Origin of the sequence: Sphaerobacter sp., from assembly GCF_019683595.1 — a bacterium.
In the GTDB taxonomy this organism is placed as follows: domain Bacteria; phylum Chloroflexota; class Chloroflexia; order Thermomicrobiales; family Thermomicrobiaceae; genus Sphaerobacter.
Genome location: NZ_JADGHZ010000013.1, coordinates 1 through 24076 on the forward strand (window position 1 = coordinate 1; position 24076 = coordinate 24076).

26 protein-coding genes are annotated in these 24076 nt (G+C 69.1%); 8 read left to right on the plus strand and 18 right to left on the minus strand.

Going from position 1 to position 24076, the window contains the following annotated elements; genetic code table 11:
• Window positions 1–72: 72 nt before the first annotated feature.
• The 4 genes from IRZ30_RS02675 to IRZ30_RS02690 form a co-directional block, all read right to left on the minus strand.
• A complete protein-coding gene (locus IRZ30_RS02675) occupies window positions 73–1011 on the minus strand; it encodes an ABC transporter permease (RefSeq protein WP_294082647.1) in 939 nt (312 codons plus the stop codon).
• The gene (locus IRZ30_RS02680) at window positions 998–1948 is read right to left on the minus strand and encodes an ABC transporter permease (RefSeq protein WP_294082648.1); all 951 of its coding nucleotides are present in this window, start codon (window positions 1946–1948) and stop codon (window positions 998–1000) included. Before IRZ30_RS02680 ends, IRZ30_RS02675 begins: the two co-directional genes overlap by 14 nt.
• Window positions 1945–3594 (minus strand): ABC transporter substrate-binding protein, encoded by a 1650-nt coding sequence (locus IRZ30_RS02685; RefSeq protein ID WP_294082649.1) that lies wholly within the window; start codon window positions 3592–3594, stop codon window positions 1945–1947. The genes IRZ30_RS02680 and IRZ30_RS02685 overlap by 4 nt, the downstream gene beginning before the upstream one ends.
• A 138-nt stretch (window positions 3595–3732) precedes the next feature.
• On the minus strand, window positions 3733–4587 hold the full coding sequence (locus IRZ30_RS02690; protein ID WP_294082650.1) for a DinB family protein: 855 nt from the start codon (window positions 4585–4587) through the stop codon (window positions 3733–3735).
• A 360-nt stretch (window positions 4588–4947) separates the two neighbouring features.
• Here IRZ30_RS02690 and IRZ30_RS02695 point away from each other — a divergent pair, with 360 nt between their 5' ends.
• The gene (locus IRZ30_RS02695) at window positions 4948–6222 is read left to right on the plus strand and encodes an MFS transporter (protein ID WP_294082651.1); all 1275 of its coding nucleotides are present in this window, start codon (window positions 4948–4950) and stop codon (window positions 6220–6222) included.
• Window positions 6223–6564: 342 nt separating this feature from the next.
• Here IRZ30_RS02695 and IRZ30_RS02700 read toward each other — a convergent pair whose 3' ends face one another.
• Window positions 6565–7509, minus strand: coding sequence for a universal stress protein (locus IRZ30_RS02700; protein ID WP_294082653.1), 945 nt, complete (start codon window positions 7507–7509; stop codon window positions 6565–6567).
• Window positions 7510–7693: 184 nt separating this feature from the next.
• On the opposite strand from IRZ30_RS02700, the gene IRZ30_RS02705 reads away from it, so the two are divergent.
• The 5 genes from IRZ30_RS02705 to cofE all read left to right on the plus strand — a co-directional run bounded on the left by IRZ30_RS02705 (window position 7694) and on the right by cofE (window position 12366).
• The gene (locus tag IRZ30_RS02705) at window positions 7694–8080 is read left to right on the plus strand and encodes a spore germination protein GerW family protein (RefSeq protein ID WP_294082655.1); all 387 of its coding nucleotides are present in this window, start codon (window positions 7694–7696) and stop codon (window positions 8078–8080) included.
• Between the two features lie 30 nt (window positions 8081–8110).
• Complete coding sequence (locus IRZ30_RS02710) at window positions 8111–8779, plus strand: flavin reductase family protein (protein ID WP_294082656.1); 669 nt, start codon at window positions 8111–8113, stop codon at window positions 8777–8779.
• 144 nt (window positions 8780–8923) lie between these two features.
• On the plus strand, window positions 8924–11035 hold the full coding sequence (locus IRZ30_RS02715; RefSeq protein WP_294082658.1) for an APC family permease: 2112 nt from the start codon (window positions 8924–8926) through the stop codon (window positions 11033–11035).
• A 127-nt stretch (window positions 11036–11162) separates the two neighbouring features.
• A complete protein-coding gene (locus tag IRZ30_RS02720; protein ID WP_294082660.1) occupies window positions 11163–11558 on the plus strand; it encodes a PPOX class F420-dependent oxidoreductase in 396 nt (131 codons plus the stop codon).
• Between the two features lie 52 nt (window positions 11559–11610).
• Window positions 11611–12366, plus strand: coding sequence for a coenzyme F420-0:L-glutamate ligase (gene cofE / locus IRZ30_RS02725; RefSeq protein ID WP_294082662.1), 756 nt, complete (start codon window positions 11611–11613; stop codon window positions 12364–12366).
• A gap of 286 nt (window positions 12367–12652) precedes the next feature.
• On the opposite strand, the gene IRZ30_RS02730 is transcribed toward cofE, so the two are convergent.
• The 13 genes from IRZ30_RS02730 to IRZ30_RS02790 form a co-directional block, all read right to left on the minus strand.
• Window positions 12653–13426 carry a DUF6390 family protein gene (locus IRZ30_RS02730; protein ID WP_294082664.1) on the minus strand — a complete coding sequence of 258 codons (774 nt, stop codon included), beginning with the start codon at window positions 13424–13426 and terminating at the stop codon, window positions 12653–12655.
• The gene (locus tag IRZ30_RS02735) at window positions 13419–13661 is read right to left on the minus strand and encodes a HypC/HybG/HupF family hydrogenase formation chaperone (RefSeq protein ID WP_294082666.1); all 243 of its coding nucleotides are present in this window, start codon (window positions 13659–13661) and stop codon (window positions 13419–13421) included. The genes IRZ30_RS02730 and IRZ30_RS02735 overlap by 8 nt, the downstream gene beginning before the upstream one ends.
• 1 nt (window position 13662) lies before the next feature.
• The gene (gene hypB, locus IRZ30_RS02740) at window positions 13663–14346 is read right to left on the minus strand and encodes a hydrogenase nickel incorporation protein HypB (RefSeq protein WP_294082668.1); all 684 of its coding nucleotides are present in this window, start codon (window positions 14344–14346) and stop codon (window positions 13663–13665) included.
• Window positions 14343–14687 carry a hydrogenase maturation nickel metallochaperone HypA gene (gene hypA / locus IRZ30_RS02745; protein WP_294082669.1) on the minus strand — a complete coding sequence of 115 codons (345 nt, stop codon included), beginning with the start codon at window positions 14685–14687 and terminating at the stop codon, window positions 14343–14345. Before hypA ends, hypB begins: the two co-directional genes overlap by 4 nt.
• 10 nt (window positions 14688–14697) lie before the next feature.
• Entirely contained in the window at window positions 14698–14826 is a 129-nt protein-coding gene (locus IRZ30_RS02750) for a hypothetical protein (protein WP_294082670.1), read from the minus strand.
• A 24-nt stretch (window positions 14827–14850) separates the two neighbouring features.
• Window positions 14851–15369 (minus strand): hydrogenase maturation protease, encoded by a 519-nt coding sequence (locus IRZ30_RS02755; RefSeq protein ID WP_294082672.1) that lies wholly within the window; start codon window positions 15367–15369, stop codon window positions 14851–14853.
• Window positions 15366–16691, minus strand: coding sequence for a hypothetical protein (locus IRZ30_RS02760; RefSeq protein WP_294082674.1), 1326 nt, complete (start codon window positions 16689–16691; stop codon window positions 15366–15368). Before IRZ30_RS02760 ends, IRZ30_RS02755 begins: the two co-directional genes overlap by 4 nt.
• A gap of 35 nt (window positions 16692–16726) precedes the next feature.
• Window positions 16727–16954 carry a hypothetical protein gene (locus IRZ30_RS02765; protein WP_294082676.1) on the minus strand — a complete coding sequence of 76 codons (228 nt, stop codon included), beginning with the start codon at window positions 16952–16954 and terminating at the stop codon, window positions 16727–16729.
• 28 nt (window positions 16955–16982) lie between these two features.
• Entirely contained in the window at window positions 16983–17624 is a 642-nt protein-coding gene (locus IRZ30_RS02770) for a DUF5947 family protein (protein ID WP_294082678.1), read from the minus strand.
• Window positions 17621–18493 (minus strand): NifU family protein, encoded by an 873-nt coding sequence (locus IRZ30_RS02775; RefSeq protein WP_294082679.1) that lies wholly within the window; start codon window positions 18491–18493, stop codon window positions 17621–17623. The genes IRZ30_RS02770 and IRZ30_RS02775 overlap by 4 nt, the downstream gene beginning before the upstream one ends.
• Before the next feature lie 33 nt (window positions 18494–18526).
• Window positions 18527–20266, minus strand: a complete 1740-nt coding sequence (locus IRZ30_RS02780; protein ID WP_366945314.1) for a nickel-dependent hydrogenase large subunit — start codon at window positions 20264–20266, stop codon at window positions 18527–18529.
• 65 nt (window positions 20267–20331) lie between these two features.
• Window positions 20332–21399: a hydrogenase expression protein HypE gene (locus IRZ30_RS02785; protein ID WP_294082683.1), complete on the minus strand. Its 1068-nt coding sequence runs from the start codon at window positions 21397–21399 to the stop codon at window positions 20332–20334.
• 197 nt (window positions 21400–21596) lie between these two features.
• Complete coding sequence (locus IRZ30_RS02790; protein ID WP_294082684.1) at window positions 21597–22721, minus strand: acetamidase/formamidase family protein; 1125 nt, start codon at window positions 22719–22721, stop codon at window positions 21597–21599.
• 226 nt (window positions 22722–22947) lie between these two features.
• Between IRZ30_RS02790 and IRZ30_RS02795 the strand changes: the two genes are divergently transcribed.
• On the plus strand, window positions 22948–23946 hold the full coding sequence (locus IRZ30_RS02795; protein WP_294082686.1) for an alpha/beta hydrolase: 999 nt from the start codon (window positions 22948–22950) through the stop codon (window positions 23944–23946).
• The gene (locus IRZ30_RS02800; protein ID WP_294082687.1) at window positions 23943–24074 is read left to right on the plus strand and encodes a redoxin domain-containing protein; all 132 of its coding nucleotides are present in this window, start codon (window positions 23943–23945) and stop codon (window positions 24072–24074) included. Before IRZ30_RS02795 ends, IRZ30_RS02800 begins: the two co-directional genes overlap by 4 nt.
• Window positions 24075–24076 lie beyond the last annotated feature (2 nt).

The following is a 24076-nucleotide window of genomic DNA, read 5'->3' on the forward strand; positions in this document are numbered from 1 at the left end:
GGGTAGGGGTGAGGGGTGTCGCCCCCTCTCCCCTTGTGGGAGAGGGGGTTGGGGGTGAGGGGTAGAAACCCCCTACTTCACCACCGCATCCTCCCGGCGCTCCTGCGACCGGGGATCAAGCGCGTCACGGAGCAGGTCGCCCAGGAGGTTGAGCGCGAAGACGGTGACGAACAGCATCGTCCCGGGGACGACCGCCACCCACCAGGCGCGCGAGAGGAGCCGCTGACCATCGCGCAGCATGTTCCCCCAGGTCGGCGCTTCCGGGTTGACGCTCGCGCCAAGGAACGAGAGTGACGCCTCGGCCAGGATGGCGTAGGCGACGATGAAGGTGGCCTGCACGATCAGCGGGGACACCGAATTGGCCAGGACATAGCGCCACAGGATCGCCCCGTTCGACAGCCCGACGCAGCGGGCCGCCTCCACGTAGGGCATCCGCTTGATGACGAGCGTCGTGCTGCGGATCAGGCGGGCCACCACCGGGGTGTACACCAGTGCCAGGGCGATGACCACGCTGTCGACGCCCGGCCCGAGGCTTACGACGATAGCGATGGCGAGCAAGACCCCAGGGAAGGCCATGACCCCGTCCAGCACCCGCATCAGGAGCCCGTCGAGCCACGAGAAATACCCCGCCAGCAGGCCGATCGCGGCACCGGCGACCACCGCGACCGCAGTGACGCTGGCGCCGACCAGGAGAGAGATCCGCCCACCGTAGAGCAGGCGGCTGAAGACGTCGCGCCCCAGATCGTCGGTCCCGAGCCAGTGCTCCGACGACGGCCCTCGCAGTCGCACGGCCGGGTTGGCCACCTCGGGATCGGCCGGCGCCACATAGGGCGCCAACACCGCCAACAGCACGACGCCGATGAGAAAGGCCAGTGCCAGCACGGCCACCCGTGAGGAGAGCAGCACACGGTACCAGGAGCGCCGCCGGTCTCGGACGTAGGTCGCGCGCCAGCCGCGCGGGCGCGAGCGCAGCCTGGCCCGGGCGACCGCGCCCGCTCTACCCGCCGGCATAGCGCACCCTCGGGTCGAGGTAGACGTAGAGCACGTCGACCAGGAGGTTGCACAGGAGGTAGATCCCGGCGAAGACCATGACGACCCCCTGGATCACCGGGAAATCGCGCCGGGCGATGCTGTTGACCACCAGTTGTCCCATGCCCGGCAGCCCGAAGACCGTCTCCACCACCACCGCACCGCCGAGCAGGTCGCCGAGCACGTAGCCCAGGACCGTGACCGTTGGCAGCAGCGCGTTGCGCAGCGCATGACGGAAGGCGACCGCCTCCAGGTCGAGCCCCTTGGCGGTCGCGGTCCGGATGTAGTCCTCTCGCAACACTTCCAGCAGTGTTGATCGCACCAGTCGCGCCGGGAGGCCGGCGATCGACAGCCCGAGTGCCATGGCCGGGAGCACCATCGACCGGAAGTGCCCCACTGGGTCGGCGCTGAACTCGACGTAGCCGCCGGACGGCAGCCAGCGCAAGGTCACCGAGAAGAGCAGGATCAGCAGGATTGCCAGGAAGAAGTCGGCGATCGCGGTGCCGCTGATGGCGAAGAGCATCAGCGCACGATCGAGCAGCCGATCCTGGTGCAGCGCGGCGACGACCCCGGCCGGGATGCCGACGGCGACCGCGATCAGGAGGGCGTACAGCGCCAGTTGCGTCGTCGGCGCGACGCGCTCCCGAATCGCCTCGGTCACCGGCTTATCGAGGAAGATTGAGGTGCCGAAGTCGAGCCGGGCGAGGCGCGCCAGCCAGCGCGGGTACTGCACCGCCAGCGGCTCGTCCAGCCCCATCCGCTCGCGCAGTGCCGCCACCTGCTCCGGCGTCGCCTCGGGGCCGAGCATGACCGCAGCCGGGTCGCCCGGGATGACGTGCAACAACAGGAAGGCGACGGTGCCGACCACGAGCGCGATCGGCACCAGCAAGAGGATACGCCGGAGCACGTAGGCGATCATGTCTCCAGCCAGGCGTTGGAGAAGTCAGGCTGCAACTCGGTCGGACCGATGCCCTGGAGCTGCGGCGAGCGCACGAGGATCCGGCGGCTGTCACCGATCTTCAGCCGCGGCACCTCCTCGTAGAAGCGCTGCTGCACCTGCGCCCAGATCTCGACCCGCTTCTCGAAGTCCGACTCGGTCTGCAATTGCGCCAGCAGCTCGTCTTTCTCCGGCGTGCACCACCACCCGGTCGCCGAGCAGGTCAGGTTGCGCAGCACCGGGTCCGGCCGGAAGCTCGCGAGCGCCGTGTACGCCTCCCACGCCTCCTCGTCGTTGCGCCGGTCGCTCAGGGTGGCGCCGTCGTAGACCTGGAGATCGACGGTGAAGCCGACTTGCTCCAGTTGCTGCTTGAAGACGACGGTGGCGTTGTACTCCTGCTGGATCTCCTGGGTCGTCAGCACCCGCAGCGGGGATCCGTCGTAGCTGGAGGACTCCAGCAGCCGCCGCGCCTCGTCCGGCTTCCGCGGGTTGAACCGGTCGGCCCCGGCGTCGGAGTACCAGGCGGCCGCGCCGGGCAGCAGCGTCGGAGTCAGCTCGTAAAAGCCCTCACCGAACGCGGCCTGGAGGATCGGCTCGTGGTCGAGCGCGAGCTGGATCGCGCGCCGGATCTGGAGGTCGCTGGTGATCGGCGAACGCAGGTTGAGCACGATGTTGAGCCAGGTATCGGGCGGCAGCATATCCACCGCGACGGCCGGGTCGTCCTTCAGCGTGGGGTAATGGTCGGTGCTGATCGTCTCCAGGTAGTGATAGTCCCCCGAGCGCAGCCCGGCGACGCGCGACGCCTCGTTCGGCACCGGAATGAACTCGATCTCGTCGAGGTACTGCCCCTTGTGGCCCGCATAGCCGTTCGTCTCACCCGGCGGGTTGGCGTAGCCGTCGAAGCGCTCCAGGAGGATGTGCCGGTCGGGCTGCCACTCGACGAAGCGGTACGGCCCGGTGCCCACGAACTCCGCCAGCTTGGTGTCGTCCGACCGTTCCAGCACCGACTTCGGGTAGATCGCGCAGCCCTGGAGCGCCCGCGAGAGCGCCGTCGGGAAGGTGCCGAACGGCTCGCGCAGCCGGAATTCAACGGCGTAGGGGTCGACCGCCGTCAGTGACTCGGTCACGGCCATCAGGCCCTGACCCAGGCCGACGATGCGTCCCCAGCGCTCGATCGACGCGATCACATCCTCGGCCCGCATCTCCTCGCCGTTGTGGAACGGAACGCCCTGGCGCAGGCGAACCAGGATCCGACGCCCGCCGTCGGTCACCTCGTGCGACTCGGCCAGCATCGGGACCGGCTCGTAGCGCTCGTCCCAGGTGAAGAGCGTCTCGTAGACGTGCCCGGTCACGAGGAGGACGATCGAATCGGTGGTCTGGTGCAGGTCGAGGTTCGGTGGCTCACCAGTCAGGGCCACGCGCAGGGTTCCGCCCCGACGTGGTTCCGCCCCCGTGGACTGGGTGGCCTGGTCCGGAGTCGAGGTCACCGACGTCCCGCCGCCGCCGTCCGATCCCGCACCGCAGCCGGCGAGCAGCGACGCAGCCGGCACCGCCAGCACCGCACCGCCAGCCAGCCTCAGCAGTGTCCGGCGATCGAGTCGTCTCCCGAACCATTGATCATGCCGCACTGGACCAGATCCTCCAATCATCTCCACCTCATTGCACCCTGCCCGCCGCGGCAATCGCAGCGGGCACTAGTGTCGTAAACGGCGACGTCTGACGCAACCCGATTATGAAACCGGCGGGCTGACCACTCCGACGACGCGTCAACGGCCGTGTCGCCGCCGCGTCTCGTTGATCTCCTCGATGTGATCCAGCGCGTGGCTGGCGAGCATCCCAAGGATGCGGCCGACCGGCGGCGATGGCCTCCCGGACGCATCGACCGTGTGGCGCTCCAACGCATCCGGCAAGCGGCGCACCAGTTGGAGCATGTGCGCACGGATCGCCGTGAAGAGCGCGACGGACGGGCCGATTTCCCGCCCGGTGTAGTCGAGACACTCAGCCCACACATCCTGGCTGTATCGGTTTCCATGATACACGCGCCCCGGCTCCGCAAGCGCGAACTTCGGTCCCCCCAGCGCCATCGCTTCTGCATCCGCCAGGTGATGCACGATCTGCCGGATCGTCCATGCGCCCGGCTCCCGCGCCAGATCCAGGTCCGCCTCGCTCAGCCCTTCCAGCGCCCGCTCCAGTGCGTCGACACCGGACGCGTAGAGATTCAGCAATTCCTCGGGGGGCCGCTCGACGATGGTCCAGAAGACCACGGTGTACCCGTCGGGATCGGTTACCTGCAGGTGCCGGTCGCCCCAAGGTCGCTCGATGAGCGTCGCCATCACCCCGCGCTCGGCGAGCATCGCCCGGCGGGCATCCAGATCGCCGACGACGAGGTGGACACTCCCGCCGGGTTTCACCACCTCCCCCTCGGGACGCAGCTCATGGGTTATGTCCCCTGCAGCCGGGCCGGCGAGCAAGATCGCGTACCCCGCCGCGTCCACCACCGCTAGGTCCGCCCCGGTGTCGTGCCGCACCAGATCACATCCCAGCGTGTCCACGTAAAAACGGAGGCTCGCGGCCACGTCGGCGACGCGCACCGCGATCATCGGCCGCCTGCGGTCTCGCATGCGATCCTCCCCTCACCTCACGAACCCCTGCGGAGTGCCGCGGTGACCCGCCGCGCAGCGCATAATCCCTGCGCGGTAAGCGCACCGACGGCGTCTGCGAAGGTCGCGCCGATCGAGAGCGCACCGCAGATCACGAGCGCCGGCCAATCGAGCCAGCTCCCACACGCCGATCTCAGCACCCAGTGCGAACCGCAGGGCATCGTGCTACCGGACGCGAATCATGGCAACAACGTCAGGCGCCGAGGCACCGGAAGACGATGTTCAGGTACTGGCGCATCGGTCGCAACTCTGGTACATTGAAAGGTACGCCAGGGGCCGGGCCGAACGCTCGGGCCCCGCGTCACTCGGGAGAGTACACGCTTGGCAGTCAGGAGACACGCGTCCGAGACGATAGCCCCGGCCAGCGACGCCGGGGCTGTGGTCGCGGAGCGTCAGGGACCCTTCGCCGCGTTCCGCGAGCGGCCCTACCGTATCCTCTGGTTGGGCATGCTCCCCTCTATGCTGGCCATGCAGATGGGCCAGGTCGCGGTAGGCTACGTAGCCTACAGCATCTCGGGCGAGGCGACCGCCCTCGGCTGGATCTCAGCCGGTTCTGGGGTTCCGATGCTCGTCTTCGCCCTCATCGGCGGCGTCGTCGCCGACCGGATGCCCAAACGCACCGTCCTCTTCTTCACACAGAGCACGATCGGGCTGGCCGCGGTGATCAACGCGGTCCTTGTTATCACCGGCGCCATTGAGGTCTGGCACTTGATCGCCGTGTCCGCGATCCAGGGCGTCGCGTTCGCCTTCAACATGCCGGCGCGGCAGGCATTCATCGCCGAGCTCGTCTCCCCTGCCCGCCTGATGAACGCGATCGCGCTCAACAACGCCGGGATGAACATGAGCCGCGTGGTGGGCCCGGCCCTGGCCGGGTCCCTGATCGCAGTCCCGTTCATTGGAGCCGGCGGCATCTTCGCCTTGATGGCATCGATGTACGTCATCGTGATCCTGATGCTCCTCATGCTGCCGCCGGGTCGCCCCGCCCGCACCGCGCGTGGGGCCGGCCTATCCGAACTGAAGGCGGGACTCCGCTACGTGTGGCGGCACCCGGTCCTGCGGATGCTGCTCGGGCTCGCCACGGTGCCGGTCCTCCTGGGCTTGCCGTACGTCCAGATCATGCCGGTCTTCGCGATCGACGTGTACAAAGTCGGCTCCGAGGGCCTCGGAATGCTCATGGCCGCCAACGGGCTCGGGGCGCTCGTCGGGTCGCTCGGCGTCGCCAGCGCGACCGGGCTGGGACGGAAAGGCCTCGTGCAGCTCTCGCTCGGCCTGGTATTCGGCCTGGCACTCGCCGTTTTCGCCCTCGGCGGGTCGTTCCCGCTGGCGCTGGCCGCGATCGCGGTCGCCGGAGCGGCGTCGTCAGGCTACTCCACGCTGAATTCGACGCTGATCATGCACCACACCGAGCATGAGTTCCATGGCCGGGTCATGAGCCTCTACATGATGACCTTCGCCATGATGCCGCTCGGCACCGTACCGATCTCGTGGCTGGTCGACCACTTCGGCGGGCCGATCACGATCGGTGTCGCCGGGCTACTCCTCGCCAGCATCATCGGCAGCGTCGCCGTCCTCAGCCCCAGCTACCGGAGGGTGTAGCCCCAGGCAGGGACTGCACGCCGGGAAAAGGTACCCGCCGTTAAAGCGGGCTGGGCTGCGCACGGCTGACACTCAGATGATACGGGTCCGACCATCCCGGCGCGTGCATTTACGCTATTCGTCAAACCCACTCTGTCCCCGCACACGCACCGAGCGGCGAACACCGTATCATGCGAACTTGAGACCAAGTGAGTACCAGCCCGCTTCAGCGGGCGTTCGTTGTCAGCCAGGCGGCTTTAGCCCCGGGCACTGACGACGGCGTGAGGGTCCTCACGTGGGGAACCTCACACCGCTCATACCCCGGGGCACGCATCACGCTGCGGAAACCTTGTCGACACGAGTTCACTGTCGGCCGGGCGCTTGCACGCGAATCATGAGCAGCGGCACGTGGGCATGCGTCAACAGCCGGTCGGCGACGCTGCCGAAGAACCAGCGCGCCACGCCCCCTCGACCGTGGGTGGTCATCACCATCAGGTCCGGCTGAGACGTGCGGGTGTAGTCCAGCAGCTCGTCCCAGGGATCGCCGCTGCGCACCTCGACCGTCACCCGGAACCCTTGCTCGCGAAGTTGCGACGCGGTCGCCTCCAGATACTCACGGGCCTCGGCTTCCAACTGATCGAAGCGCTCCAGGATCGCTTCGTACGAGGGCGTGCGGAGAATGGACCCCGGATCGTCGGGCAATTCGTGCCGGAAGGTCTCGGCCACGCGCACGAGGTGGAGCGTCGCGCCGGTGGCACGCGCGAGATCCCGTGCGATCGGCAAGGCCTGCTCGGCCTCGCGCGACCCGTCGAGCGGCACCGCGATCCGGGCAAAGTCGACGTGAGCCGGCTGCTCGTCCGTCTCACGCGCGCGGACCACGAGGACGGGGCAGGTCGACAGTTGCAGCACCCGGGTCGCGACGCTCCCCAGCAGCACCCGACCCAGCCCGCCGCGCCCGTGGCTCGCCAGCACGATCACCGGGTCCGCGTGCTGCTCGGCCTCGGCCAGGATCTCCTTGCGCGGGTCACCCAGCCGCACGATCGTCTGGGCTTGCAAGCCGAGTCCGGCCAGACGCTGAACCGCGGCCCCCAACAACTCCGGGGACAGGAGCTCCTGGCGCGGGTTCATGGGATCGATCCACACCACTTCCCGCCGCCGTTCGTCGTAGTAGGGCCGCATCTCCTCGATGACCCGCAGCAGCACGATCCCGGCGCCCGTGGCCCGCGCCAGCGCCGCTGCGTAGGGAAGGGCCGCCTCCGCGAGTTGCGAACCGTCGAGAGGAACGACGATCGTGCCGATGGATGTCATGGCCTCTTCCCTCCACTCCGGAACCGCGCCTGTGGCTCCTGTGGCTATTGTAACCGGCCACTCGACACGCGGGCTGCGGCGCGCGGACCAGGGGAGTAAGATGGGTGTCGAACCGGTCACGTACCGCACGCGGCCGGACACGCGGGTTGTCCCTGCATCCAGGGAACGTCGAGGGAGTGGCATCATGGAGATTTCGTCGACGATCAACGACCTCGCCCGCTCGGTGGTCGAACACATCACCAGCTCAGCCGGCTCGCAACTGGTCTTCGGTCCGGCGTACGAAGCCGCGGGACGCACGGTGATTCCGGTGTCGGAGGTACGCTACGGTTTCGGGCTCGGTGCGGGCGCCGGCTCGGGTAGCGCTCCGGACGGCCAGGGCCAGGGGAGCGGCGGTGGCGGTGGTGCCGGGGGCGGCGTGCAGGCACGTCCGGTCGGCTTCATCGACGTTACCGGCGAGCGCGCGGAGTTCTTCCCGATCGTGGACTACACGCGCATCGCGCTCGCCGGTCTGGTGGCGCTGACGACGCTGGTGCTGACCGTCAGCCGCGTATCGCGGCGGATGCGCCGCTAGCCACATCAGCAAGGAGGAGAGTAGCGCAGAATGGACCCCTCAGGACGCATGGAACCGGCCGCGCAGGCTCCGGCCGACCGAGCCGGGAGCGAGGTCGACCAGCTTGCGTTTCGGCGCACGCTGGGCCATCTGGCCACCGGTGTTACGGTCATCTCGCTCTACTGCGACGAGGGCGTCCATGGCATGACGGCCAACGCCGTGATGTCACTCTCGCTCGACCCGCCGTTGATCGTGGTCGCCATCGATCGCCGCGCGCGCACGGCGCGCTACGTTCAGACGGCGCGGGCGTTCTGCGTCAACATCCTGCGCGACACGCAGGAGCCGCTGTCACGCTTTTTCGCGCGCTCCTGGCGCCCGGCTACCCCACCCGAGCACCGCTTCGCGGAGTGGGCGGGCGTTCCCTACCTCGTCGGTTCGCTCGGCGGCATCAGTTGCCGTGTGGCCGAGATCCTGGACGGCGGCGACCACATCATGGTCGTGGGACGGGTGGTCGGCCTGCGGGTGGACGACCCGGAGGGGCGGCCGCTCCTGTTCTACCGGGGCCGCTACGCGAGCCTGGTCAGCCATGACGCCAGCCCGCCGGAGTTGCCCGAACTGACCTCGTCGGAACACATCCACGTCTACTACGGCGAATGGTCCCAGGACGAGAGCGAGCCGGCGGGGCGGCCGATCCCGGCACACCCCTGGACCGGCGACTGAGCCGTCCGGGGCCATCCGCGGGGATGCATTGGGGCACGCCCTCTGCTATCATCTGCCCTCGGTATTGCAGACCGCATGGGGGAGACACGTCCTACGAGCGAGCAGGAGCCGCACGAAACCGGAAACCAGGAACCCGCGTCGGGCGTGCCGGTCAAGAAGACGGTCCGCGGCACGCATCCGGGGGATCGGTACATCCGCGTCGTCCGCTCCACCGACCTGCGCCCCCGCTCGGCCGAGCCGCGCTACGTCGTGGCCGAACCGACCGAGCCCGGCAGCGGCATCGGGCGGTTCTACCGCCAGCTCCGTCGGCTGATCATCGGCCCACCACTGCGCACTGCCCAGGAAGCGCATGAGCGCCTGACCAAGGCAAAGGCGCTGGCGATCCTCAGCTCGGACGCCATCTCCTCAACGGCCTATGCCACCGAGGAGATCCTGCTCATCCTCGTCCTCGCCGGTGCGGCAGCGTACGGCTATGTCATCCCGATCGGACTTGCCATCGCCGCGCTGCTCGTCATCGTCGGCTTTTCGTACCGCCAGACGATCTTCGCCTATCCCCAGGGCGGCGGCTCCTACATCGTGACCAAGGACAACCTCGGCACCGGCCCGGCCCTGGTCGCCGGGACCTCGCTGCTGATCGACTACACCCTGACGGTCGCGGTGAGCATCTCCTCGGGCGTCGCCGCCATCACCTCGGCCGCGCCCGGACTAAAACCGTACCGGGTCGAAATCGCCGTGCTGGCCATCCTGGCTCTGGTGATCGGCAACCTGCGCGGCATCCGGGAGAGCGGCTCGCTCTTCGCCGTGCCTACCTACCTCTTCATCGCCGGCATGGCGATCCTGATCCCGCTGGGCATTGGCGCCGCCTGGTTCGGCCTGTTCGAGCCGCACCCGGCGAGCCATCCTGTCCCACCGGCGCAGCAGGGGATCACCCTCTTCCTCATCCTGCGGGCCTTCTCCTCCGGCTGCACGGCGCTGACCGGCGTTGAGGCGATCTCGGACGGTGTGCCCGTCTTCCAGCCGCCCGAGGCGAAGAACGCCGCACGTACCCTCGGCTGGATGGTGGCGATCCTCGGCTCGCTCTTCCTCGGCATCACCGTGCTCTCCTACCACTTCCACCTCACGCCGAGCGAGGATCAGACCATCCTCTCGCAGCTCGCACGCACCGTCGTCGACGACTCACCCTTCTACCTCTACATCCAGGCAACGACGGCGGGCATTCTGTTCCTGGCCGCGAACACGAGCTTCGCCGACTTCCCCCGCCTCGCCTCGTTCATGGCACGGGACCGCTACCTACCCACCCAGTTCCGTTACCGCGGGGATCGCCTGGCCTTCTCGAACGGCATCATCGCCCTGGGGCTCGCCGCCGCGGTACTGGTGGTGATCTTCCACGCCAACGTCAATGCCCTGATCCCGCTGTACGCGGTCGGTGTCTTCACCGCCTTCACCCTGTCCCAGGCCAGCATGACGTACCGCTGGTGGCGCCGCGAGCCACCCGGCCGTCACCGCACCATCGGTATGCTGATCAACGGGACCGGCGCCGCCGTCACCGGCGTCGTGACCCTCATCATCATCGCGACCAAGTTTCTGTCCGGTGCCTGGATCGTGATCTGCATCCAGCCCCTGCTCATCTGGCTACTGACCAGGATCCACGCCCACTACGAGCGGGTCGCCGCCCAGCTCGCCGTCCCAGCCGAGCCGGCCGCGTCCGAGCGGCCATCCTGGCCAGGACCGCTGGCGGCGGTGGTGCCCATCGCCGGGTACAACCGCGCGACGATCCGCGCGCTCGACTTCGCCCGCGCGATCACCGCGGACGTCACGGCGGTGCATGTCACCAGCGACCCGGTTGAGGCCGAGCAGCTTCGCCAACAGTGGCGCGACGCGGAGATCGACCTCCCCCTCGTCATCGTCGAGTCGCCATACCGCGAACTCGTCGGCCCGCTGGTGACGTTCATTGAGCAACTCCACGCCGAAAAGGGAGACACCCTGATGGTGGTGTTGCCCGAGTTCGTGCCCGCCCACCTCTACGAACTGCCCCTCCACAACCAAACCGCCTGGCGGCTACGCACCGTCCTCTGGACCCACCCCGGCATCATCGTCACGACCGTTCCCTACCACGTCGGGGCCTCGGTCGTCGGTACCGGCGATGCCTCAACCACGTCCACGTCCCCTGCCCGACCGGGCCCGGTTTCTGGTAGAGTGCGTGACCCGGAAGGGCCGGCAGACACCGGCCTGGGCGAGGGTGCCGGTGCGTATTAGTGCTGGCCGGAATGATGCGCAGAGACAATCGGTTGAAATCGGAGGACCCCCGGGGCGTATCGGGGATCGCGCCGTGGTACGCCCGCCGTATCCACGTGACACGAACGACGAGGAGGAGGCTTCCAGGATGATGTCAGAAGCGGTCCGCGCATTCCTCAACGAGCCGCGGTTTGCCGTGCTCGCCACCATCGGCCCCGATGGCATGCCGCACCAGTCGGTGATGTGGTATGAGCTGCGCGGCAACACCATCATGATGAACACCTCGGAGGGGCGGGTAAAACCGGCAAACCTGCGCCGCGACCCCCGCGTGTCGATCTGCGTTGAGGACGGCTACCGCTACGTGACCATCACCGGCCGCGCCGAGTTGATCGACGACCAGGAGATCGCGCAGGCGGACATCGCCGCGCTCGCCCATCGCTACCACGACCCCGAGACGGCCGAGCGGCAGATCGCGGAGTTTCGTCGCCAGCGACGGATCACGCTGCACATCTCCATCGAACGGGTGTCCGCCCACGGATTCTAGGCGCCGCCAGCCCTCGCAGGGGGCGGCGATGCGCTGAGGAGGCATCGCACTGATGAACGCCGAGGTCCGGATCATCGGCGTCGACCACGTGCCGGAGGCGCGTCCCGGCGACGACCTGGCCGACCTGATCGCCCAGGGCATCGAGCGGAGCGGGCTCACGCTCGCGGATGGGGACATCGTGGTCGTGACCCAGAAGCTGGTTTCCAAGGCTGAAGGTCGACTGGTCGACCTCCGCGAGATTGAGCCGTCGGCGCTGGCGCGGGAGTGGGGGGAGCGCTACGGCAAGGATCCGCGCCAGGTGGAGGTGGTGCTGCGCGAGGCGCGGCGGATCGTGCGCATGGCCAACGGCCTCATCATCGCCGAGACGCGACACGGTTTCGTCTGCGCCAACGCCGCGGTGGATGCCTCCAATGTCTCCGCCCCGGATCAGGTCACGCTCCTGCCGGTCGACCCGGACGCCTCGGCCGAGCGCATCCGCCGCGGGCTCGCCGAGCGCGCGGGCGTCGAGATCGCCGTGATCATCACCGACTCATTCGGCCGCCCCTGGCGCAAGGGCATCGTGAACGTCGCGGTGGGCGTGGCCGGGATGGAGCCGCTCGTCGACTACCGGGGACAATTCGACGACCAGGGATACGAACTGCGTGCCACCGTGATCGCCGTCGCCGACGAGATCGCCTCGGCCGCGGAGCTGGTCATGGGTAAGTTGGCGCGCCGGCCGGTGGCCATCGTGCGTGGCTACGCGTACCAGCCCGGCGACGGCGGCGCCCGCGCGCTCGTCATGGAGCCGGAGCGCGACCTGTTCCGCTAGGTGCCCCATCCCTGCCTGACCGAGGGCAGGTGAGGGGTGCAGGCACAGCACGGTGCCGCTGGCCCCAACCCTGTTACCCCGAGGCAGGTGATCGCTTGGGTGTGTCTCGTCCTGATCGCACCCACGTGAGCGATTATGTCACCCTGAGCGCAGCGAAGGATCTCGCGTCGGATCGGCCACGCAGCGAAGGATCACACGGCACTTACGGGCCTTCTGTGATGGCATGGTAGAGCGCCCGGTACGTCAGGTCATGTCGTCTTGATCGGACGCGGGGCCGACACCCTCGCTACAGCGTCTGGCTCGCCAGCGCGAGGTGGTGGGCGGTGTAGCGCGCGAGCGTGGCCTGCTGGCGCGGCGTCAGCACCTCGCACACCCAGCCCCAGTGCAGCGACACCCAGTCGCCCGGCTGGGCCGCGTCGGCGAAGCCCCGGCCGTCGACCTGGCGCGTCACCCGCACCGGCTCGGCCGGTCCAAGCGCCAGCTTTCCGGCCGCCAGGACCAGCGGCTGCCGGTCGACGATCAACTCAGCGCCATCGACCGCGCGCACACGTCCCCAACTGATGCGGCACTGGTCCATCGTCGCCAGCGAGTGCTCCAACTCCCCGACCCGGGCGTGCACGTCGAAGACGTGGAAGGTATGGTGCGGCCGCGCCCCGGCGGGCGCCTTGCCCAGTACCAACGCCCGCAGCCGGGGCGGGAGCTGCTTGCCGAAGCGCTCATCCAGCGCGTCGTACAGTTGCCTTGCCTCGACCCGCTCCAGCAGCTCGTTCCCGATCCAGTACGCCTCCACGACCCGCTCGTCGAAGGGGTCGGGGATACCGTTCTCGCGCGCGATGAGCCGGAGGTACGGCAGCGCGCCGGTGAAGCGCGCCAGCATCTGCTCCAGAGGCGGCTCGCGCACCATCTCCTGCGCGTAGTCGAACAGCGTGCGGTTGTCGTCGCCCCCGCAGTAGCGCAGGCGATTCGGCATGAACGCATAGCGGATGAAGCGCGTCGTCCCGACGATCGCCCGCGCCGGCCCGCCGGGCATCATCTCCACCCGCGGGGTCACGTCAGGCACGGGCGTCCTCCTCTTCCCAGAGCGTCGCAAGGTCGGCGAAGAAGGACAGTACGCGCTCGGCTTCCTCCGGGCTCACCACCTCGATGATCAACCCGCGGTCCAGCAGGACGTGCGCACCCGCCGCAACGTCCGGGAACAGCGCCGTGCTGACCTGGACGACGTCACCCTCGATCAGTTCGACCTCGGCCACGCCATCGCCCACGCTGCGGACGCGCGCCACCAGCGGGATGCACATCTCAGCCAACCTCTCCACCCGCGACCCGCGACGCCAGGCGCGCCCGGAGCCAGTCGACCCAGCCTCCGAGCCCGGCGCCGGTGCGGCATGAGCCCTCGAAGACCGGCGCATCCGGGTTGAGCGCACGAACCGCCTCGTAGAAGCGCGCCCGGTCGAAGTCCACCAGATCGATCAAGTCGATCTTGTTGAGCACAATCGCGTCGCTCCGCGCGAAGACATCCGGGTACTTGACCGGCTTGTCGTCCCCCTCGGCCGCGCTCACGAGGCATACCCGTGCGTGCTCGCCGAGATCCCAGTGCGTGGGGCAGATCAGGTTCCCCACATTCTCAACCATGAGCAGGTCGAACGCCCCCAGGTCCAACTCCTCCAGGGCGCGCGCCAGCATGCCCGCTTCCAGGTGGCACCCCCCGCCGGTGTTGACCTGCACCGCGTCGACCGCTCCCGCTGCCAGCACGCGCTCCGTGTCGACGCTCCCGGCGATGTCCCCCTCGACGACACCGACGCGCGCCGTCCCGGCCAGCGCCGCGATCGTGCGCGTGATGAGACTGGTCTTCCCGGCGCCCGGCCCGGCCAACAGGTTGACCGCGACCACCCCCGCTGCATCGCAGCGCGCGCGGATCGCCTCGGCAGCCCGATCGTTGGCGTGGAAGAGACTGCGCACCACCTTGACCCGCTGCACCGTCATGTTTCGATCTCCAGGCTCTCGATGAGCACGTCCGTGCCGTCGTCCACCACTCCGCCTACCGTCCCGCAGCGGGGGCAGCGGAAGCTCTCGGAGTCCGGCGTGTATGCGGCGGCGCAGGTGTTGCACCAGAAACGCATCGGCACCCGCCACAGCACCAACTGCGCCCCCTCCGCCAGCGTCCCCGGGCTCAGCAGTTCGAAGCAGAATCGCAGCGCCTCATCTTCGACGCACGAGCGCTCCCCCACGACGAGGTTGATCGTGACAACGCTCAGCGCGCCCGCCTCGCGCGCGTGCTCCTCAACCGACTCCAGCAGGTAGGCACTCAGGGCCAATTCATGCATCGCGCTGCCTCTACATCTGTCGCACGCGCAGGTAGCGGCGCACGTCCGCCTGCGACGCCACCAGCGCGATAACCAGCCCGACGAATATCAAGCCGACGATCAAGAGGAGGACATTGCGCAGCGCGCGGAGGACTTCCATCACCACGCTCCTCTCAAGAGCTCCCTACGCCGATGCCGGCGGCGCGACCGCCGGCCGGCCGCTGTGCAGGCGCGCAAGCAGGGACTCGATCATGGTCATTGCCTCGTCGACGGCGGCCCGCACCGGCGGGCTCAAGCCGTCGGGATCATCCGGCGTCGGGACAACCTGGCCCGGCTCGCAGCCCAGCACGAACAGCCGCGACGGGCATCCGCCGAGTGTCCGAGCCAGGGCAAGCACGGCCATCGGATCGACGCTGTGCGCCGCCAGGGCCGGCCCGGCGGCATCGGTGGATTCGGGGGAGTCCGGCTCGACCAGGTACAGCGTGCCGGGCGCGCCCCCGCGCGGCATCGCGTCGACCAGGATGGCGGCGTCGCAGCCGTCGGACAGCGCGTAGGCCAGGTCGAGGCCGCGAATCCCGAAGTCCCGCACCTCCACGCCCGCCGCCAGGGAACGCTGAGCCAGCCGCCGGGCCACCACGACGCCGAAGGCATCGTCGCCCAGGAAGATGTTGCCGATCCCGGCGACGAGGATGCGGGGCGTCATGGCGGCCCCTCCTCCGGCCCAAGCGGCTCCACCTCGTCGAGCCCGAAGTAGAACCGGTGCCCGAGCACGCCCGCCTGAGCCAGGTGGCGACCCGGGTCGTCCTCGATCGTCACCGCGAGATGGATGCGCTCCTCGTAGTCCTGCTCGATGGCCTCCACGATGGCGATCTTGCCGGCCAGCGCGAGGTCGAAGACGTCCCCGCCAGGCCGGGGGCGCAGCCGAACCCGGCTCCCCGACCGTACCTCCACATCCCCGATACGAACGCACTCCGGCGCGGGCGCCTCGAGCGCGGCGAAGGCCGGGCTGACGTCCGGCTCAGGCCGCAGCATCTGGAACTCGCGGATCGCTCCGTGCAGCCGCGCGAAATCGCCGGCCGTCAGCCGCTCGGTCCGCTCCAGGATCTCCCGCGCCCGAGGGTCGGCGGCACGCATCTCTTCCTTTTCCTCATCGGTGAGGCCGAGGATGCTGAGGAGGAGGAGCTGGTCGATCTCCGTCCCGTCGAACAGGTCGCCGGGGCTCTCCGGCGCCAGCCGGGGATAGTCGTAGAGGATGATGGGCGAGGCGAGCATGGTCCGGGCCGTTCCCGGCTCGCCCGCCAGGACCGGCCAGACGCCGGCGTTCTCGCAGGCCGCGCTCGCGGCTGCCAGCTCCGGCGGTGGGTCGAGGAGCGAGACGAACGCGCCGCCGTCGACCTCCAGAATGGCGTGCGCCGCGACGAACGTCCGCGCCAGCGCGCCGGACCGCTCGGTACCGTCCCAGCCCGACGTGTTCGCGAATCGCACGGTCAGCCGGAAGACCTCGGGTTGCACCGGAACGGCCGCGACATCCACGAGCCCATCCAGTGCCTCCCAGCGGCGCACCAGCGCCCCGGCGGCCGCACCGTCCGCGGCCAGCAGCGGCTCCCGATCCGACCCGGCCGGGATGTGTACCGGCACGCGGTACGGCGCCGCGAGCGTGGCGACATCGCGCGGTTCGATGCGGACCGCGTGCTCCCGCGCCTCTTCCCAGGAGACGTAGCGCGCGGCCCCCGCCCGCAATTCGTCGACGTCGGTCAGCGAGCCGTCGGTCTCCAAACGACCAACCTGCCGCGCGACGACCTGGAGGAAGCGGAGCGTGACCGTGACTCGCGGCTTCGCCCCGCGAACCAGGCACTCGGCCTGCACCCACCACCGGTCGGTGCCCCCACCGGCGACGCTGTAGGCGCGTGGGTAGATGCCGCCGATCGTCCAGCGCTGCCGGTTCTTCGTGGTCGAGCGCCGGTAGGGCCACAGGATGTAGCCCTCATAGAGCAGTGTCTCGGCCAGGCGCTGTACGTCGTCCATCACGTTCCCCGCATGACTGGCGCGCTGTCGCCGCACTACGGCGGCGGCAGGTTCGGGCTGCGCGGGTCGATCGGGTTGCGCGCGTGCGGGTTGATCCCGGTCGAGCGACGCGCGGTCACCTTCCCGCCCTCCAGCAGCCCCGGCGTGCTGGCGTAGCTCCCCGGCTCATTTCCCTCCCTCACACCGGGGACGTGCGACGGCAGGTCGGGCCGGACCTTCGTCTTGCCGACCCGGATGTTGGCGATAGTCCGCTCCCTGAACATCGCGGTTCCTCCCTCGGGCACCTGCCCGTCAGTCCACCGGCGGTGCCGGCTTGCTGCGGGAACGCAGCGCGGCGAAGAACCCGTCGATCTCGCGCCACACCTGGCTTCCGCCGCTCAGGCCGCGCCAGTGCTGGCGCACCACCCCGACCAGCGCGAAGCACTGGTCCAGCGGGACGATGAAGGCGTCGCGGGCGCCTCGCGCGCGGTTGACCAGCAGCGCCTCGATATCCGGCGCCAGCGTGCGCAGGATCGGTTGCTGCGCCACCAGCGCCTCCCATTCCGCCTCGTCCACCGCCGACTCAGTCGCGCCCATCGGGCTCGGGTAGTAGGCAAGCATCCGGCCCGCGGGCGAACTGTAGGAGAAGAACGCCATGCCGACCGGGACACCCAGCCGCGTCCACGCCGCGTCGTCGATCTGCAGCCCGCCCAGGTCCAGGTACCGGTCCGAGATGAGGCGGTACTTGCCGTCACTGGCCGCCTCGCGGTCGAACAGCAGGGAGCAGGCATAGCAGACGCAGAGGAACTGCCGCGCGGTGACGTCCAGGAGGTGGCGGTGCTCGGGAGGGATCGGCTCGGCGCAGAGGTCGCATCGCGCCAAGGGCTCCGGCTGGGCGTAGCGGCGCAGTGCGGCGAGACTCCCGCGCGTGATCGGCGTGCCACGGTCGCTCATGACGCCGCCTCCCTCGCCACGCCGGGCAGGGCTACCCGGACGATCCCGGCGTCGACCAGAAGCGGGACCGGCTCCAGGTAGTGCTCGGGTGCATCCAGGCACCGCCCCGCCAGGCGCGCGTCGAAGCGGCTCCCGCAGCCGGGGCAGGCGAGCACCTGGCCCGCGAGCCGCATCCCGGCCAGGGACGCGCCGCAGCGTGGGCAGCCGTCCCGATAGGCGTAGCGTGTGCCGTCGAGGTCGAGGACCAGCAGGCTGACGCCCTCTACCCGGCAGAGCCGCGCCTCGCCCGGGGGCAGCTCCAACCGCCCGACGGTCGTCCAGTCTCCGGCCGCGGCTCCGGCGGCTCCGTTCGCCAGGATCCCCGGCCCACTGGGTACGGGCGTGTCCTCAGTGACGGCTTCGATCCCATCCAGGTCCGGCGCCAGTTCGTGGACCGCGCGCTCGATGGCAAGCTGGAGCGTCACCGCCGAGGCCGGGCAGCCGCGGCAGGTGCCCCGCAGCCGCACCCGCGCCACACCGTCCGCGATCTCGAGCAGCTCCACATCGCCGCCGTGCGAGTGGAGGTAGGGCCGGACCCGGTCCAGCGCCTGTCCCACCCGCTCCTCGACCGGCACCGGGTGGAGCCCGTGCAGCAACAGGATGTGGGCGACCAGCTCATCCCCGGCCAACGCGTCGAGGAGCGCGGGGTCACGGGCAGCGAGGATCGCCAGCGCCCGCTGCAACCCATCACCGTAGAAGGCGAGCAGCGCCTGGATGGCGCCGAGCGCCTGATCGCGCAGCTCCGGCTCCGGGAACGACTCGATCCGGGCCAGCAGCGCATCGAGCCGGGCCGCGCGGTCGTCTGGGCGGGTGCCGGTGCGGCCTACCATGTCCCCGACCCTTCCACGGCGGGCACCGACCCGCTACCGACCGGCACCGAGGAACGGGGAGTGCCGCTGCTCGATCAGCTTGCCGTTTCCCAGGTACATGTGCACCCCGCAGGGCAGGCAGGGATCGAAGCTGCGCACCGTGCGCATGATGTCGATCCCCTTGAAGTTCTCCGGTCCGTTCTCCTCGAAGATCCGCAGCCCCTGCACCGCATCCTCGTAGGGACCGGGCGTGCCGTAGGAGTCCCGCGGGCTGGCGTTCCAGGGCGTCGGCGGGTACGGATGGTAGTTCGCGATCTTGCCGTCCCGGATCACCAGGTGGTGCGAGAGCACCCCGCGCACCGCCTCATGGAAGCCGCAGCCGATCGCCTCGTCCGGCACCTCGAACTCCTGGAAGACCCGAAGGTCGCCCCGACGGACGTGGTCCATCGCCTGCTCCAGGAAGTAGAAGGCGATCGCGGCCGCGTAGGCCACGAAGTAGGCCCGCGCACGGTCGCGCTCGATCGTGTTCGACCACTGGGGGACCTTCCACTCGAACTCCATTTCGGGGAAGGCGGCCGACTTCGGCAGGTTGATCCGGACGCTGTTGCCGGTGGCCTTGACGTAGCCGACATCGACCAACCCGGCCAACGCCGTGACCCAGAGACGGGCCAGCGCGCCACCGCCGGTGTCCAGCGCCAAGTGGTCGCCGGTGCGGCGGTCGTACCAGCGCGGGCTCATCACCCAGCTATAGTTCCCGCCCTCGAGGTCGCGCTTCTGCGGCTTGGGGATCGTCGTCTGGTTCCACGGATGCCGCCGGTCGACCGGGTTGCCGAGCGGGTCGTGGGTGACGAACATCTCCTGCTCGGTCCAGTCCTCATAGTAAGAGCTGCCGAGGAGAATGCGCATGCCGAGGTTGATCTCGACCAGGTCGGTGGTGATCAGTTCGCCGTCCACGATGATGCCGGGCGTCACATACATCGCCCGGCCCCACTGCGTCATGTGGTCGTAGCGGTAGTCGGCGAACTCGGGGTTCATGAAGGAGCCCCAGCAGCCGAGGAGGATGCGGCGTTGGCCCACCTCTTCGTAGCCCGGCATCGCCTCGTAGAAGAAGTCGAAGAGATCGTCGTTCATCGGCACGAGGCGCTTGACGAAGTCGAGGAAGCGCATCAGTCGCACGAGGTAGTCGGAGAAGAGCTGCGGGGATGGCATCGTGCCGACACCGCCCGGGTAGAGCGTCGAGGGATGGACATGACGCCCCTCCATCAGGCAGAACATCTCCCGCGTCAGCCGGCTCATCTGGAGGGCTTCCACGTACATGTCGCCGGTGAAGGGGTTGAAGGCGCGCATGATGTCGGCGATGGTGCGCTTGCCGTGGATGTCGGCGTGCGGCGCGGGGGTGGACTCGGCACGCTCCAGCAGCCGGGGATTCGTCTCCTTCACCATCTGCTCGCAAAAGTCGACGAAGACGAGGTTGTCCTGGAAGATGGTGTGGTCGAACATGTACTCGGCCGCCTCGCCCAGGTTGACGATCAACTCGGCCAGCGGCGGCATCTGGATGCCATAGGCCATGTTCTGGGCGTAAATCGAGCAGGTGGCGTGGTTGTCCCCACAGATGCCGCAGATGCGGCTGGTGATGAAGTGGGCGTCGCGCGGATCCTTCCCCTTCATGAAGACGCTGTAGCCACGGAAGATCGACGACGTGCTCTTGCACTCGACGACCTCACGATTCTCGAAGTCGATCTTGGTGTAGATGCCCAGGTTGCCGATGATGCGGGTGATGGGATCCCAGGCCATGCTGACGAGCTGGCGAGCTTCGGCCGGGGTCTCGCTTCGCGTCGCCACGAGCGCCGCTCCTTCCCCTAGCGTGGCCAGGTCGGGTTGTACCCGCTGGTGAGCGCGGGCCCCCGGCGCCGCCACTGCGGCTCCTTGTTCACCGTGTCGTTCGTGATGCTGCGCAGGCGGCGGATGACGTTGCCGTAGGTGCCGCTCAGCGCGGTCGAGAGGACGCCGCCGGGCGGCTCATCCATGAACGGCATGAACTTGTCAGGGAAGCCCGGCATGGTGCAGGCGATGCAGATGCCGCCCACATTGGGGCAACCGCCGATGCCGGCCATCCAGCCCCGCTTGGGAACGTTGCAGTTGACGACCGGGCCCCAGCAGCCGACCTTGACCTGGCACTTGGGCGAGTTGTAGTCGAGCGCGAAATCGCCCTGCTCGTAGTAGCCGCCCCGGTCGCAGCCCTCGTGGACCGTCTTGCCGAAGAGCCAGGTCGGCCGGAGCTTGTCGTCGAGCGGGATCATCGGCGCCTGCCCCGCGGCCTGATACAGCAGCCAGAGGAGCGTCTCCATGAAGTTGTCGGGCTGCACCGGGCAGCCGGGCACGTTCACGATCGGGATACCCGCCCGCGAGCGGAAGTCCCAGCCGAGGTAGTCGGCCAGGCCCATGCAGCCGGTGGGGTTGCCCGCCATGGCGTGGATCCCGCCGTAGGTGGCGCAGGTCCCGATGGCAACGACGGCCCAGGCGCGCGGCGCCAGGCGGTCGAGCCAGGTGTTCAGGGTGATCGGTTCCCCAGTGGCCGGGTCGTTGCCCATCGAGGTCCAGTAACCGTCGCCGTTGATCTCCTCGTTGGGGATCGAGCCCTCGACGACCAGGATGAAGGGCTCCAGCTCACCGCGCGCCGCCTGATGGAAGGCCTCCATGAAGGCCTCGCCGGTCTCATAGGCGAGCACCTTGTTGTGCAGGTGCACGCGCGGGAGTCCGGGGATGACGCCGAGCAACACGTCCTCGAGACTCGGCTGCATGGCCGCCGTGATCGAGACCGTGTCGCCATCGCAACTCATGCCTTCGGAGGTCCAGAGGATGTGGACGTCAGGCACTGCTGGGGTCGCACCGGTCGGCGTCGGGGAGGTAGCACCGGACGTGGACATGGACGCCGTCCCTTCGTTGTGGCCGGGGACCGAAGGTAGACAGCGCGCCGCCCGGCTGCGGTCGCCGGGAAGCGCGCTGGTGCGACAACCGCCCCTCGATCGCGATAGCTTCGACTACCCTAACCGTATTTCCCAGACTTGTCAAGCATTGGGACAAGGAATTCCGCGAGTAGCAACTCCTCGCCGACAGCCATACGTCAGATGAAGATGTCGAGCGGTAACAGCGCCGAGACGATGAAGTTCGGCACATCGACCACCTGACTCACGTGGAGGTCGACCGCCACGCTACAGAGCGCGTACGCCTGCTGCGGGTCGTAGCCACGCGTGCCCAGGTACTCAATCATTGCCAGTAGCGCGTTCCGCGCCGCCAGGGTGAGGTTCTCCGACTCGTTGACCCCGTCGGTGACCGAGAACCCCGTCGTGGCGTAGAAGCGCCGCGGCACCGCCAGTACTGGGTCGGCGAAGTAGTCGTCCCGGAAGAACTGGGGCGAGCGAATGTTCCGCCGCGCCGCCTCACCCTTATGCACCTTGAACTGGAGGTGCAGCGCCGAGCGGATCTCGATGGCCGTCCCGCACGCCTCACAGTCCCCCTGCGCGAAGTGGACGTCGCCGGTCGAAAAGAGCCCGCCCTCGACGTAGACGGGCAGCAGCATGCTCGCCCCTGGCGTCAGGTGCTTGATGTCGATGTTCCCGCCCGTCTCCCGCGGGGGAATGGTGCGCAGCCCCTGCTCCGCGATCGGCCCGTGTGGCGGCACCGCCCCGGCAGGGTCAGGCAGCAGGGCAAACCCGCCGCGCGCCGCCAGGTCCGCTTCACGCCGGGTGACCTCCCCCCGCAGCGCGGTGGACGGCGCCAGCCCGGCAATGCCCGGGAACGGCGCGGCGTGGATGCGGACACCCGGCAGTTGGGGCGATTCGGCGTAGTCGCCGTAGAGGTTCCAGTGGACGATGTATGGCTCGGGGAAGAGGTCGCGGAGGAAGCCGAAGCCGGGCACCTCGACGGTGTAGCCCCAGGCGTCCCACGGGTCGCACTCAATGTTGAGCAGCTTGATCTCCAGCAAGTCGCCGGGTGCCGCGCCGTTGACGTAGATCGGGCCGGTGAGCGGGTGGACCGGCCCCAGGTCCAGCCGGGCGACGTCGGCAGCGGTGGACTGCGGGCTAAGCTGGCCGTCGAAGGCGTCGCGCGTCTCCACGACCACCGTCCGCCCCGGGTCGACGTGGAGCACCGGGGTGACGTCCTCATGCCAGCGGTTGTGGCCCGTCTCGGCCTGGGCGGCGAGCGGCCGGGTGGGGTCGATCGCGATGCGCTGGATCGTGGCAGGCATGCTCCGCTCCTCTCGCATGGGCGCACCCAACCCGGCGCGTTCCGCCGCTTCGCCCGGCAGGCGAGGGGCCGAGCGTTGCCTGCGATGCGCCTGGCCGGTACGCATGGCCGATGGGTTGTCCATCTCAGCGTAGCGGCGCACACACGCTATGTAAAGCCCGGATCTGGCCAGATCACCGCAGTTCGGGGTAGGCTGAGCATGGCGCTCGTGAGAGGAGGCTCGTGGGATGCAGCGACGGACCCGGCTCGCCGCGCTCGCGCTCGGCGCGGCGGCACCGGTGGCACTCGTGACCGTTGCCCGCCGCCGCGCCGACCCGGCGCAGTCCCGCACGCTCCTCCCGCCGGAAGCGCTGGCGGACGACGACAGCACCTTCATCGATGTGGACGGGCTGCGGGTCCACGCAAAGGTTGCCGGCCAGGGTGACCCGACTGTAGTGCTGATCCACGGCTTCGCGGCCGGCGCCTTCATCTGGCGCCAGGTGATGCCGCCGCTTGCCCGTCGCGGCACGGTGGTGGCCTTCGACCTCCCCGGCTTCGGCCTGACGGCCCGCCCCGCTCCGGATGCCTGGCCGCGCGGCAACCCGTACGACCCCGAGGTCCAGGCCGACCTCACCGTCGCGCTGCTCGACCGCCTCGGGATCGACCGCGCCGTGCTCGTCGGGCACTCCGCCGGCGCCCGCGTCGCCATGCTCGCGGCGCTGCGGTACTCCGAACGGGTCAGCGGGTTGGTCCTCGTCACGCCCGCGCTGGACCCACCGTCTCTGCGCCGCTCGCTGGCGCTGCTCGTGCGTGCGCCCGCCTTGGACCGACTGCTCCCCCGCGTCGCGCAATCCGCCTCGGCGCGGGCCGCGTACATCCTGCGCTACGCCGTCTACGACCGCGCCGTCGTGACCGATGAGCTCGTCAAGGCGTATCTCACGGCGCTCCAGGTGGATGGGTGGGACGCGGCACTCGCCTGCGCCGTCCGTGCCGCCCGGCCGCTGGGTCTGCTGGACCGGTTCGGAGAGCTTCAGGTCCCGTTCATGGCCATCTTCGGGATGTACGACCGCATCGTGAACCCGCGCCAGGTGGTCCGGATGACCACCGTTCCCGACCTCTTCATGTTCGTCTTCATGGAGCACACCGGGCACCTGCCCCAGGTCGAAAAGCCGGAGGACTTCGTCGACTTCATCGAGGATTTCCTGAACCATCTCGAACAGCGCGCGAGCGAGAGGAGCACGTCGTGATCCGTCCCGAACACGAGACCACCGCCCCCGATTTCACGCTGCCCGACACGCACGGGCGGGACATCCGCCTCTCGGACGTGCTCCGGCGTGGCCCCGTCGTGCTGGCGTTGCTGCGCGGGCTCGCCTGACC